Consider the following 13,750-nt stretch of genomic DNA (forward strand, 5'->3'; position numbering starts at 1 on the left):
CGTGGGGAGATTTCTTTTTTAGTTACTGTAACCGCAACTACATCCCTATCTTATCTATACCTCTCTTTATCCTTACTCTTTTTTTTCACAGCTTCATAGGCCTTTTTTAATATTGCTACCAAATCTTCGGTTTTCATGGGTTTGGCTATGTAATCGTCCATGCCTTCTGCTAAACAAAGCTCGCGGTCTTCGGGGCCGGCGTTGGCGGTCATAGCTATGATATAAGGTTGTTTAAAGGCGTATTTGCGGATGTGCCGTGTAGCTTCAAATCCATCCATTTCGGGCATTTGCACATCCATAAATATAACATCAACCGGGTTTAACTTTAACTTGTTTAAAGCCTCAAGCCCGTTTGGCGCCATGATGAATTTGTAGCCCAGCTTGGTGAGCATCTTATCAACCAGTTTTTGATTGATCAGATTGTCTTCAGCCACCAAAATGCGCATCGGAAACTCAGTTGCGAAGTCTTCATCAAATAATTTAGGAGATCTGGGCTCTGTGGCAGCTGTGGCTGGCTGATTTTGAAACTCTGCCTGTATACTTTTCCCCAACTGGTTTTGTTTAACAGGTTTGGTGAGTATAGCGGAAAATAAGCCCGGGTATTTTTTCTTTGAACCATCGCCAATGGAACTCAGCATAATCACGGGCAGGTTTTTATAATTTCTTTTAATGGCCCGCGCCAGGTCGACACCGTCCATATCCGGCATTTGCATATCGGTTATCACCAGGTTAAATTTTTCGCCTTCTGATAAAAGGTCAAGCGCTTCCACGGGCGATGCGGCAGATAGGGTAAGTATTCCCCATTGTTCTAACTGGGTTTTCAGGATAAACCGATTGGTCTGATTATCATCAACCACCAAAATCCTTTTGCCTTCCATTTCGGCCGGATTTAAGATTACCGGGATATGTTTGGATTGCTTTTTACTGATAGGCACCCTGATGGTAAATACAAAAACAGACCCTTCGTTGTGAACACTTTCTACCCATATTTCGCCGCCCATGAGTTTTACCAGGCGCTGGCTGATCACCAGGCCCAAACCAGTGCCGCCATATTTACGGGTAGTTGATGAATCAACCTGCGAGAAGGCATTGAACAAACCCGGGAGCTTTTCGTCGGGAATGCCTATCCCGGTGTCCATCACACTAAAACCTATTTCGATATCGCCATTTTTAAAGGTTTTGGATAGGAATACTTTGATAAATACCTCACCTTTTTGTGTGAATTTTAAAGCGTTGCCGGTTAGGTTGGTAATTACTTGTTTAAGCCTGAGGCTGTCGCCAATAATTTGTGTGGGTAGGGCAGGGTCTATCTGGTAAACCAATTCCAGGTTTTGTTGCGAGGCCTGTTGCGAAAAAAGATCCATTACCTCCTCAATACAGTGACGCAGGTCAAAGTCGTCCTGTTCAATATCCATTTTACCCGATTCTATTTTTGAAAAATCAAGGATGTCATTGATCACATTCACCAGGTTGTCGCCGCTGGCTATAATGGTGTTGGTATATTCCCGTTGTTCGGGGTTTAATTCTGTTTCGCTCAAAAGTGAAGCCATCCCGATCACACCATTCATGGGCGTCCGTATCTCGTGGCTCATGGTTGCCAGGAATATGCTTTTGGCTTTGTTGGCCTTATCGGCTTCTTTACGGGCCTGCCGCTCCTGCTGGCGCTGCAGCTCTAATTCTTCAGATTGTACCTGTAGTTCTTCGTTCAGCGCCTGCAGCTCTTCTGATTGCGACTGTAATTCGGCATTGAGCCCCTGCAGATCGACTGATTGTTTTTTTAATTCCTCAGACTGCTGCAAAACCTCGTCAGTACGTTCGGTTACCTGTTGCTCCAATAAAGCTTTTTGTTTAACAATAGCATTTACTTTTAAGCGGTATAAACTATATATAACAGCAAAAACAAAAAATGTTACCAGGATAATAAACCACCAGGTTAGCCAAAATGGCGGCAGAACGGTTAACTCCAAATTCAGCTCCCTGGTTGACCATACACCATCGCCGTTATTGCTTTTTACTTTAAAAAGGTAATGGCCGGCGGGTAAATTAGTGTAGGTTGCCGAGGTTTTACGCCCTACATAATTCCAACTTTTATCAAAACCCACTAATTGATAGGCATAAACGGTACGGTTTAAGAAGGCATAATCCAGCGATACAAATTCAAATGAAATTACGGATTGGTCGTAATGTAAAGTGATGGCATTGGTGACTGTGATATCTTGCTTGAGCGGCGAGGGGTCTTGAGCATTTTTAGCTACCGGTATGGAGTTATTAAAGATCTGGAAGTCGGTTAAAACCAAAGGCGGATTGTAGTGATAGGAGTCGATCTTTTCGGGGTTAAATACATTAAAGCCGTTAACACCGCCAAAGTACAGCAGGCCATCCCTGGTTTTTAAAGCCGATTTCGCTTTAAATTCATCAGCCTGTAAGCCATCGTCAACGGTGAAGTTTTTGAATTTTTTGGTTATGGGGTTGTATTTGGATATGCCCTTATTGGTGCTTATCCAAAGATTGCCACGATTGTCCTCCTTAATAGCATAAGTGTAATTATTGGGCAGGCCATCTTTTGTTTTAAAAACGGTGAAGCGGCCGGTTTTGGGATCAAAACGATTTAGTCCGTCGAAAGTGCATACCCATATATTACCGTTAAGGTCTTCCAACAGATCGACCGCTTTGTTGTTGCTGATGCTGTTTGCTGATTCATCATGCTTGTAAGAGGTAAAAGTACCCGTTTGCTGATCAAAACGGTTAAGACCTCCTTCGCCGGTGCCTATCCACAGATTGCCTTTGGAGTCGACCAACAATGAATTGATAATGTTATCACTAATGCTTTTAGGATCATTGGGGTTATGTTTATAGTGGATGAACTTATTGGTTTTAGGATTATACAGGTCGAGCCCCTGACCAAATGTACCTATCCATATTTTATGATCGGGTGTGGCAGTAATGGCGTATATGTTATTGCCGGATAAACTGCTGCTATCATCAGGGTTATGGGTGTATGATTTAAACCGGTGGGTTTGCATGTTCATGACACTAACGCCGTTGCCCCAGGTGGCTATCCACAGGTTGTTGTTATCATCGTCCTGCATGTCCAGAATATAATTCCCGGATATGCCACTTTTGTCGTTTTCGCGGTGTTTGTAGGTTGTGAAAATCCCATTATCAGGGTTAAATAAATTTAATCCCCCGCCGTCGGTGCCAATCCATATACCGCCTTTTTTATCCTGGTAAAAGCTTAATACATAGTTGTTTGATAAGCTTTCGGGCAGAGAGCTGTGTTTGTAGTATGAAAAGTTCTCGGTGGTTTTTCTGTATAGGTTAATGCCCGAAGAAAAAGTGCCAACCCACATATTACCGATATTATCCTTTAATATGGCATCAACAGAGTTACTGGCTATAGTGGTGTTGTCGATATCATCATGATAGTGGTTTGTAAATTTATTTTCGGCGTAATTGTATATACTTATCCCGCCATTATTAATGCCCACCCAGATGTTTTGATCGCTATCTTCGGCAATGGCTTGTATGTAATTGCCCGAAAGCGAGTTGCTGTTACCCGGAATGTTTTTAAAGTTTTTAAAAGTGCCTGTATGGTCGTCATACAAATTTAAACCGCCGTTATCCCAGGTACCTATCCATAAACGTTGGTGGCTGTCTTCAAAAATAGCGGTGATGTAATTGGATGATACCGATCCGGCAACCTTATCATTGTGTTTAAAACAGGTAAAGTTTTTGGTTTGGATATTAAAGCGGCTTAACCCACCGGATGTTGTCCCGATCCATAAATTGTTCCGGCTATCGAGATAAATTGTTCTGGTGTTATTATCACTTAGGGTATTAGGATCAGCATCACTGTGTTTGTAGTGGGTGAACTTATTTTTGCCGATCTCGAATTTATCAAAGCCCGCATCCTGGTAGCTGATCCATAAATTGCCTTTTTTATCAAAAACAAGCCCTGTTAAGTTATTGCTTGCTACGGTATTTGCAGTTTTTCTACTATGCAGATAATGATAAAACCGGTTTTTTTTACGATCATATTTATTAAGGCCCCCACCCATAGTGGCTATCCAAAGGTCTCTGTTCTTATCTTCGGCAATATGAGTTACATAGTTATTACTAAGACTTGTGCTATCCGCGATATTGTTCTGAAAAACTTTAAATTTATTACCGTCAAAACGGTTTAAACCATCAAGGGTGCCCACCCATATAAAACCATAGCTACCCTGGAAAATAGTATTAACGTTGAGTTCTGATAAATTAGAGCGACTACCTATGCGCTGAAAATGCAAAGGCGGCTTTTGCGCGAACACATATAATGAGATAGCCTGGAAAAGTAAAATAAAATAAAGCTTACAACCCCTCATTATATCAAATGAATTATGACTTATTGGTAGTGAATAATTACATGAAATGTTTATCTAATTTACTAAAATACGCTTAAATAAACAGTATTTACATATGACTATTTAAACGCAAGAAAATGATAACTGGTTGTATTGTAGAGTAAAGGTGCAGTTAGTTGTTTAGCCAAAGTATATAATAAATAGGCCATGTATGTATAATGGCTCAATAACCATATTTTTGCCTTATGCAACAACAAAGCAAGGATCCGCTGCACGGTAAAACATTACAGGTAATATTGGAAGAGCTTTTGGCCCGGTTTGGGTGGGAAGAGTTAGACAAGCGTATCCGTATTAATTGCTTTCATGATAGCCCCAGCATATCGTCAAGCCTTAAATTTTTGCGTAAAACCCCCTGGGCACGTAAAAAGGTCGAGGATTTGTATATAGCCAGCTGCGTAAAGGCTTAGTGCTTACGTTTGTTGTTCATCTTTGCTTTCTGGCCCGAACTGTAGTTGTAAGTTTTTGCATTAGCGGCCTTTTTTTCATGAAAAGCGGCGCCAACAACAGGGGCATCGGCGTTTGATTTGGCCGGTTTTTTATCCGCTTCCTCTTTTTTTGCTTTTATCTCCTTTTCGATAACCAGTTCCTCGGGCAGCTCTGCTGTGGGGGTCTTTTTGCCGATGGCTTGCTCTATCTTTTTAACCTGGCTTAGTTCCAGATCGGTAGCAAAGGTAATAGCCAGGGTTTCCTGTTCACTGTCGGGTTCGTGATTGATGATGCGCTCCGTGAAAGTTTCTTTTTCCTGGGGCAGATCAAAATGAATGAGGAATGGGATACCGCTTAAATCGATAGTCTCATTATTTTCATTGGTTACGATCAAAACCCTTGAATTTTCGGCCGTCTTAAAATCTTCGATGTTTTTAAAACCATTGGTATCAAAAAACTGCGGGTTCAAAAAAGCTACCGCATCACGTAAACGGGAGTGAAGGCTTTTATATAGTTTATCTGCAGTGACTTTTGTGTTTACAAACACAACTGTCTTGGTGAACAATTCCTCGTCGTACAGGAATAAATTAAGCAAATTGAGCTTGGTGCCAAAGTTAGGCACGTTATAAAGCAATTGGGGATGTGTTTGAAGCGGCTGTTCTTCCAGTTCGTCCACCTCAATGATGGCCGGCTGATTCATGAAAGGTTCCAGCATTTTTTCCAGGCGGCTATGCATTACCTCGGTAAATACCAGGTGTTGACCACGCCCTATACTATTAGCCAGCTCCACAACCGGCAGCTGCAAACCTTTTTTAACTATCAGATCGGCATCGTCAATTACCAAAAGATCAACCTTGTTCAGGTTAAGCGCCAGTTTTAGGTAAATGGCTCTTGCCCTGTCGGGGGTAGCTACCACAATGTCGGCTCCATCGGCTAAAGCATCCATCTGGGCTTCAATACCGGGGGCAACGTATAAGCCCACAATCGAAATGGATTTATTTTTGTTGAGCAATTCAAATTGTTCAATCACGGCCATTACCTGTTCTTTTTCTGGTACCAGGATCAACACACGCGGAACACCTTCCGGGGCGTAATTGAACCGGTTTAAAACACCCAGAACATAAGTAGTGGTTTTGCCGCTTCCCTCTGGACCTATGGCAATAATATCCTGACCGCCAACTATACGGGTAAGCGTTTTTAATTGCAATTCTTTAGGGTTTGTAAAACCTGCTTCATTTACCGATCTAACCAGCTGCTTATTCAGCTTTAATTTTTCAAACCACACCATCAAAAATTGTATTAAATATTTAAGAGGGCAAAATTACCAATTTAACCGCTCATATTTTTTATAAAGATGAATTCAGGTGGTGTTTAGAAATAAATGCTACTGAAAAGGATGGTTGTGAGCATCAAACGCGGTATCGACTCACCTGGTCTACGCTTCGCTGGACCACACTCTCTTCGCCTGCGGCGGAAAGATGGGAGCATAGATTTTTGTAATAAGGAACAAAGATATTTGCAGTCGCTCGGCTCCGGCCCACAGGTGTTGGGAAGACGGAAAAAGAGTGGAAGACAGTGCGATTCCCCTCTTGAGAGGGGTGGAGGGGTGTGTCCTTCCGCTTCATGAGCACACCCCTGCCACTGCACAAGTCTACACACCCCCTCTCAAGAGGGGAGCTTGATCGATAACATTATCTCTTCCCAACACCTGTGGGCCGGAGCCGAGCGACTGCTGGGATTCTTTATTTCTTTATCCTTGCTCTTTGATCTAAAAATCATTGATCCATTCATCCCCTCTATGCGCGAAGCGGAGAGAGGGGTGACGAGCGTAGCGATGTCGGGGTGAGTCGTATAAAATAAAAGTCCCCGTTGTATACAAACGGAGACTTTTACGGGTATACAGATCAATGTAACCTGTGTTTTAAACTTTTTTAGGCGGCAGATCAAATGCTATTGCGTTATGTTCAAAATGACCTTTGTGGGCACCATCGCAAAATGGTTTATTGGCCGACAGGCCGCAGCGGCAGATAGATAGTACGGTGCGGCCTTGTAAACCGTATACATTTCCTTGCGCGTCAACAATTTCAAAATCGCCGTCAACTTTTACAGAGCCGTTATTATTAATGGTAAGTCTGGTTTTCTCCATGTGTTAATTTTTTGCGCAAAGTTAACCAATAGCGGTACCTGTAAATGGCCTATTTGCTATTTAGAGTTGTTCCGGATTACGGTAAAAATAGCTACAAATGACAAATGAATGATGTACGAAACTTAATGTTGAAACACATAAGTTTTAGCTTTGTTATATATGGGGAAGAGAGTCAAGAATAAAAGAGTCAGGAATCAAGAGCAAAAGTGAAGGCGGCCAGTATCATCGCTGAATTTTTATTTTATTTTGATTCCTGACTCTTTTATTCTTGATTCTTAACCTTTTCCCTCATATGCATCAAAAACACACACTATGGAATACAGACAATTAGGAGCATCGGGATTAAAAGTACCCGTATTAAGTTTTGGAACGGCCACTTTTGGCGGCGGCAACGAGTTTTTTAAAGCCTGGGGAAATACACAGGTTGATGAGGCTAAAAAGCTGATCAACTTATGTTTGGATGCGGGTGTTAACTTTTTTGATACGGCCAATGTTTATTCGCGTGGCTTATCAGAAGAAATATTGGGCCAGGCGCTGGAAGGTTTGCGTAACCGCGTACTTATCTCGTCAAAAGCTACTTTTACTATGGGCGATGGAGCCAACGATTATGGCTCATCTCGTTTCCATCTGATTCAGCAATGCGAAGCCAGCCTGCGCCGCCTGAATACCGATTATATTGATGTTTATCATATGCATGGTTTTGATGGTACCACACCTGTTGAAGAAACCCTGCGTGCCCTTGACGACCTGGTAACCAGCGGTAAGATCCGTTATATCGCGGCCTCTAATTTTTCGGGCTGGCACCTGATGAAATCGCTTTCGGTATCTGAGCGTTATGGTTGGAGCAGGTATGTTGGCCATCAGGCTTATTATTCATTGCTTGATCGTGAGTTTGAGTGGGAACTGATGCCGCTGGGTATCGACCAAAAAGTGGGTACCATAGTTTGGAGTCCGCTGGCATCTGGCCAGTTAAGCGGTAAATATCGCAGGGGGCAGCCTATTCCGCAAGATAACAGGAGGGCGCAAGGCGGCAGCCATGGTCCGGAAACAAACCTGGAACGTTTATACAATATTGTTGAAGCGTTGGACGAGGTGGCCGAAGAAACCGGTAAATCGGTAGCGCAGGTATCGCTTAACTGGTTGTTACAAAGACCAACCGTAGCCAATCTGGTTATAGGAGCCCGCAATGAAGAGCAGTTGAAACAAAACCTGGCAGCTGTTGGCTGGAACCTGACTATCGAGCAGGTTAAAAAACTGGATGCTGCCAGTGATGTGGATCCTATTTATCCGTACTGGCATCAGCGCCAGAATACCACTTTAAATCCGCTGCCGATACAGTATTAATGGAGAATCAAGGGGTAAGAGTCAAGAATCAAGAAAAACGTCAGGATAAAATGTTTTCTTTTAACAGGAAACCCTTATCTTGATTCTTGACTCTTACCTCTTGACTCTATCAACTATGGCTACAGACATGTTTACTTTTATGCAGTTTATGCGTGCTACCCTGCTGTCGCTGCCGGGGGTAACCGAAAAAATGCACTTTGAACATCCCGCATTTTATGTAAATAATAAAATAATGGCCAATGTAAAGCTAAAAGACGATTTGGTAGCCGTGCATACCCTGGAACGTGAAAAGTGGATGGCTATTGATCCTGATACCTTTTTTATTACCGATCATTATCGCAACTACAAATATATGGCGGTACGGCTGGAAACTGTAAAGCCAGATGATCTGAAAAAGCTGCTGATCACTGCATGGCGAAACCGGGCTACTCAAAAACTGATCAGGGAATATGAGGCGCGGTTGCTGCAGTGATTTGCCGAATTGCATCTTCGGAAGTAAAACAAAAGCCCGCCACCTGGGCGGGCTTTTTGCTAAATGCGTATACCAGTTACGCTTCAGCCAATAGCTTTTATTTATAATTTTTTAATAACTACAGTATTACCAGTACTGGAAATGATCACCCAGCCGACAGGTGTACCCTGGCCGCTGATTATGGTTAATTGTGTGCCCGAAGGATAACCCTGTATCATGGTGATTTCCTTTACACTTCCCAATGCATCGGTGTTGGTAACAATCCACCCGGCAGGGGTTACCTGACCACCTATGATGTTGATTTTTGTTCCCGTAGGATAGCCTTGTATCATGGTGATCTCCTTTATGCTTCCCAGCGCATTGGTGTTGGTAACAATCCACCCGGCAGGTGTGCCCTGACCGCCTATGATGTTGATTTTTGTTCCTGTAGGGTAGCCTTGTATCATGGTAATTACTTTAACATCGCCCAGGGCTGTTGTGTTGGTAACAATCCACCCGGTAGGGGTAACCTGTCCGCCTAAAATGGTAAGCTGATAACCTGTTGGCAGTCCGTCAAATTTGGTGATGGTTACATTACTTCCTGATTTGCCCGTAATTATCCACCCTTGCGGAATTGGCTGTCCGCTTTGGATAGTTTGGGTTTCGGGGATGGTGTTTAAGATTATATCCCTTGGTTTCGGAGATTCGGTTCCATCGTTTTGTACTACAGATTTATCCTTTTCAGGCGGGGTGATTTGCGAACCTTTTTTACAACTACTAATTACAACAGTAATTAAGCAAACAGCCGCAAGCAGCGATGATAAGTATTTTTTTGACATGGTTTAGGTGTTTATTTGATGTTTAAATACTGTTATCAATATCTGCCTAATATTTTACGGCAGCAATAGGTGAAAACACGGTATTTGAAAACAAGGGGGATTAAGTATGCCATTAGATATTCTTATCAGCATTGATGTTCAGGCAACTTTATGCGTAAAATTACGTACGTAAAAGGGTATAATTACCTGCGAAAAATGATAAATTATGATTTACCTTTATATAGTAAATGATCGCGGCTAATAGCTGCTCAACGGGCTTAAAAATAGCAGCGGTCAAACCTAAATCTTATCACTTTAAACCTTACCTGTCATGGTTAAAAAACAATACCTGAAAGAACTTACCATATCCGCCACTCAGCAACGGGGCGGAAGCACCAACACCTCAAAGGATGTAACCAAAGTACAAAGCTGGCTTAATTTGTACGCCATGGTTAAACCGGCTGCGGGTACCGCTACAGGTATCGATGGCGACTTTGGTCCGGCTACCGAAGCCGCGGTAAAAGCCTTTCAAAAGGCAAAAAGCCTGCCGCAAACCGGCATTGTTGATGGCGCCCTGTTTACCGAGTTATCCAGGCCGCTCTCCAATGCGTTTACCACCCCGGTAAAAGGCAACGATTTACGCACGCTTGTTGTTAATACCGCGCTTCAGCATCTAAGCAATGCTCCCTTTGAACTTACTGTTAAAGGGCAGAGTAACTGTGGCCCGTGGGTACGCAGCTATATGGATGGCTCAGAAGGTACCTCCTGGTTTTGGTGCATGGGCTTTGTGCAAGCTATTGTTGACCAGGCTGCCAGCCAATTAGGAAAAGATTTTCGTTCGCTGATGCCTTTATCCTATAGTTGCGATACCATTGGTACAACAGGTGTCAATAAAGGCATCCTCACCCGTTACGCGGCGGTGCGCAATAATCCGTCGGTTGTACAGCCAGGCGATATTTTCCTATTGCAGAAAACCAGTTTTGATTGGGTTCATACCGGGTTTATCACTGCTGTTCATGGCGATTTGTTCGAAACTGTTGAGGGTAATACCAATACTGATGGCAGTAGCAACGGTAATGGTGTGTATAAGCGGGTGCGTAATTTTCAGACATCCAAACTTGATGTATTTTCGATACAAGGCTTAGTTTAAAAAAATATATTTAACCGTGAATTTAAAGGGGCTCCATAACCAGGCCCCTTTATTTTTGTATTTTCTTTAAATGATTGTTTTACAGGCAGATTTAAGTCACAGTTAAGTTACAGTTCATTTTTAAAAAAAGTTGTTCATTTTCTTTAAAGCTTTCTAAAACTTAGGTAATTTGCCATCTTTGCTTATACAAGTAGTAGGTAATAAACCAATTAACCGTTTTAGATATGATTACCCGTAGAAAGTTCATCCAGACAAGTTCATTAGCAGGCACCTGCTTCCTGCTTACACCAGAGCTATCAAAAGCCGGGGTTTTTGATGGATCGCCAAATGATAAGGTGGTTTTAGGGATGATGGGAACCAACAGCCGGGGTTTATACCTGGCTCAAAGCTTTGCGCGTATACCCAATGTTGAAATAGGATATATATGTGATGTTGACTCCAAAGTGGTTGATAAAACCATCAACGAAATATTTAAAATTACCGGTAAAAAGCCGCAGGGTATCACCGATATCCGTAAAATGCTCGAGATCAAGGAAATTGACGCGGTAGTTATTGCCGCTCCCGATCACTGGCACGCCCCGGCCACCATTATGGCCTGCCAGGCGGGTAAACACGTATATGTAGAAAAGCCTTGCAGCCATAACCCGCATGAGGGCGAGATGGCAGTTGCTGCTGCCAAAAAATATAACCGTTTGGTGCAAATGGGTAGTCAGCGCAGGTCATTTAATAATGTGCAGGCGATGGTAAAGGAATTACATAATGGCGTTATCGGCAGGGCTTATTATGCCAAAGGCTGGTACACCAATCACCGGGCAACCATGGGCCGCGGTAAAGAAACCGCTGTTCCCGAAAACCTGAACTATGATCTTTGGCAGGGCCCCGCGCCACGGGTAGCCTATAAGGACAACCTGATCCATTATAACTGGCACTGGCTTTGGAACTGGGGAACCGGCGAAGCCCTCAACAACGGTACCCATGAGCTGGATGTGATCCGCTGGGGCCTGGGTGTCGATTTTCCGAACAAGGTAGTATCAACCGGCGGTCGTTTTCATTTTAATGATGACTGGCAAACACCTGATACACAGAATATCCTGTTTAATTTCCCCAACAATACCGCTGCCGAGTGGGAAAGCCGCAGCTGCAATGGCTTTGGCATCGAAAAATTAAGCCGCGGTGTTATTTTCTATGGCGATAAAGGAACCGTGTTTTATGGCGGCGGCAATGGCTACCAGGTTTATGATGAAAATAATAAACTGGTAAAGGATGTGAAGGACGATACCAAAGTTGATGCTACCAATAAAGTAAGTCCTACCGAAGCGCTTGATGGCCTCCATATGCAAAACTTTATTGACGCAATACGTGGCAAGGCAGCCTTAAACTGCCCGATCGAGATCGGATTTAAGTCGACATTGCTGCCTCAACTGGGTAATATATCCTATCGTGTTGACAGGGTATTGCATGTTGATCCGGCCAACGGGCATATCCTGAATGATCCGGAGGCTACCAAATTATGGAGCAGGGAGTATGAAAAAGGCTGGGAGGTAAACGTATAAACGTTTTTCACTTTCCGGCAGGTTTGCGTAAACTTGAAAAATCCTAAATAAAAACCATTATAAAACTACACATGAAGAAAATCATCTACCCGGCCATAGCCTTATTTGCTGTGGCGGCCTTAATGCCTGTTAAAAGTAACGCTCAAACCTTATTTGATGGTAAAACCCTTAAAGGCTGGAAACGCCTGGCCGGTACAGCCGATTATAAGGTAGAAGACGGACAAATAGTAGGTACCACCGTTTTAAATTCGGGCAACTCATTTTTAGTTACCGAAAAGGAGTATGGTGATTTTATATTGGAACTGGATGCCAAAATAGAAAGCAAGCTGAGTAATTCTGGTGTGCAAACTCGTAGCCATTATGATCCTGCCGGTCATGAAGGTAAGGGAAAGGTTTATGGCCGTCAGTTTGAAATTGATCCGTCTGATCGTAAATGGACAGGTGGTATTTATGACGAAGGCCGCCGCGACTGGCTTTACCCGCTTGATCTGAACGCCAAAGCAAAAGATGCTTTTAAGGTAGGTGAGTTCAACCACATCAAAATTGAATGTATCGGCAACGAAATGAAAACCTGGATTAATGGCGTCCCTACTGCCGATGTAGTGGATACTATTGACCGTAAAGGATTTATTGGTTTGCAGGTTCACGCGGTGAGTAAAGAGGAGCAGGCTGGTAAAAAAGTATATTTTAAAAACCTTAAACTGCAAACTACCAACTTAAAATCAACACCTTTTCCAAAAGATGTTTATGTGGTAAACCTGCAGCCCAACAGCATTACCCCGGCCGAAAAAGCTGCCGGCTGGAAACTGCTGTATGATGGCAAAACCAATACCGGCTGGCGTGGTGCTACCCTGAAAACTTTCCCAACTTTTGGCTGGGAGTACAAAGATGGAACCATGCATGTGCTGCCATCAGCCGGAAAAGAAGAATCTGGTGGCGGTGATATCGTGACCAACGATCAGTATAGCGCCTTTGACCTTTCATTTGAATTTAAGCTAACGCCCGGTGCCAACAGCGGGGTTAAATATTTTGTAACCCTGAGCGAAGTGACGAAAGGCTCAGCCATAGGATTGGAATACCAGGTATTGGACGACAAGCTGCACCCGGATGCCAAACTGGGCCGTGATGGCGATCGTACGCTGGCCTCTTTATACGATCTGATTAAAGCCAACAAGCAGGAACGTTTTGTGCACCCGATTGGCAGCTGGAACATCGGTCGTATAGTGGTTTATCCAAATAACCACGTTGAACATTACCTGAATGGTGTTAAAGTGCTGGAATACGAGCGCGGCTCAAAAGAATTCCGCGACTTGGTAGCTATCAGCAAATACACCATCTGGAAAAACTTCGGCGAAGCAAAAGAAGGTCACCTGTTATTGCAGGATCATGGCAATGAAGCGTTTTTTAGGAATATCAAGATCAAAGTATTGAAGTAATCACTTCAACCTATATAATTTGT

At 43.2% G+C, this 13,750-nt stretch carries 10 protein-coding genes; 6 read left to right on the plus strand and 4 right to left on the minus strand.

All coding sequences use genetic code 11. From position 1 onward, the window contains the following. Positions 1-50: 50 nt before the first annotated feature. The gene (locus FHW89_RS00425; protein WP_172333043.1) at positions 51-4,364 is read right to left on the minus strand and encodes a hybrid sensor histidine kinase/response regulator; all 4,314 of its coding nucleotides are present in this window, start codon (positions 4,362-4,364) and stop codon (positions 51-53) included. 224 nt (positions 4,365-4,588) lie between these two features. Here FHW89_RS00425 and FHW89_RS00430 point away from each other — a divergent pair, with 224 nt between their 5' ends. Further along, complete coding sequence (locus FHW89_RS00430) at positions 4,589-4,810, plus strand: VF530 family DNA-binding protein (RefSeq protein WP_172333044.1); 222 nt, start codon at positions 4,589-4,591, stop codon at positions 4,808-4,810. Here the strand turns inward: FHW89_RS00430 and FHW89_RS00435 are convergent. Together FHW89_RS00435 and FHW89_RS00440 are read right to left on the minus strand one after the other, a co-directional pair. Continuing rightward, a complete protein-coding gene (locus FHW89_RS00435; RefSeq protein WP_216650432.1) occupies positions 4,807-6,117 on the minus strand; it encodes a DEAD/DEAH box helicase in 1,311 nt (436 codons plus the stop codon). The genes FHW89_RS00430 and FHW89_RS00435 overlap by 4 nt on opposite strands. Before the next feature lie 633 nt (positions 6,118-6,750). Then, complete coding sequence (locus FHW89_RS00440; RefSeq protein ID WP_172333045.1) at positions 6,751-6,975, minus strand: CDGSH iron-sulfur domain-containing protein; 225 nt, start codon at positions 6,973-6,975, stop codon at positions 6,751-6,753. Positions 6,976-7,287: 312 nt separating this feature from the next. Between FHW89_RS00440 and FHW89_RS00445 the strand changes: the two genes are divergently transcribed. Next, positions 7,288-8,319, plus strand: coding sequence for an aldo/keto reductase (locus tag FHW89_RS00445; RefSeq protein WP_172333046.1), 1,032 nt, complete (start codon positions 7,288-7,290; stop codon positions 8,317-8,319). A 115-nt stretch (positions 8,320-8,434) separates the two neighbouring features. Continuing rightward, the gene (locus FHW89_RS00450) at positions 8,435-8,791 is read left to right on the plus strand and encodes an MmcQ/YjbR family DNA-binding protein (RefSeq protein WP_172333047.1); all 357 of its coding nucleotides are present in this window, start codon (positions 8,435-8,437) and stop codon (positions 8,789-8,791) included. A 101-nt stretch (positions 8,792-8,892) separates the two neighbouring features. Here the strand turns inward: FHW89_RS00450 and FHW89_RS00455 are convergent, their stop codons facing one another. Next, positions 8,893-9,609 carry a hypothetical protein gene (locus FHW89_RS00455; protein WP_172333048.1) on the minus strand — a complete coding sequence of 239 codons (717 nt, stop codon included), beginning with the start codon at positions 9,607-9,609 and terminating at the stop codon, positions 8,893-8,895. A 310-nt stretch (positions 9,610-9,919) separates the two neighbouring features. Here FHW89_RS00455 and FHW89_RS00460 point away from each other — a divergent pair, with 310 nt between their 5' ends. From FHW89_RS00460 to FHW89_RS00470, 3 genes are all read left to right on the plus strand, one after another. Beyond that, entirely contained in the window at positions 9,920-10,738 is an 819-nt protein-coding gene (locus FHW89_RS00460) for a peptidoglycan-binding protein (RefSeq protein WP_172333049.1), read from the plus strand. A 224-nt stretch (positions 10,739-10,962) separates the two neighbouring features. Next, positions 10,963-12,291, plus strand: coding sequence for a Gfo/Idh/MocA family protein (locus FHW89_RS00465; RefSeq protein ID WP_172333050.1), 1,329 nt, complete (start codon positions 10,963-10,965; stop codon positions 12,289-12,291). A gap of 71 nt (positions 12,292-12,362) precedes the next feature. Then, positions 12,363-13,727: a DUF1080 domain-containing protein gene (locus FHW89_RS00470; protein WP_172333051.1), complete on the plus strand. Its 1,365-nt coding sequence runs from the start codon at positions 12,363-12,365 to the stop codon at positions 13,725-13,727. Positions 13,728-13,750: the final 23 nt, after the last annotated feature.

Source organism: Mucilaginibacter sp. SG564 (genome assembly GCF_013149275.1).
GTDB lineage: Bacteria > Bacteroidota > Bacteroidia > Sphingobacteriales > Sphingobacteriaceae > Mucilaginibacter.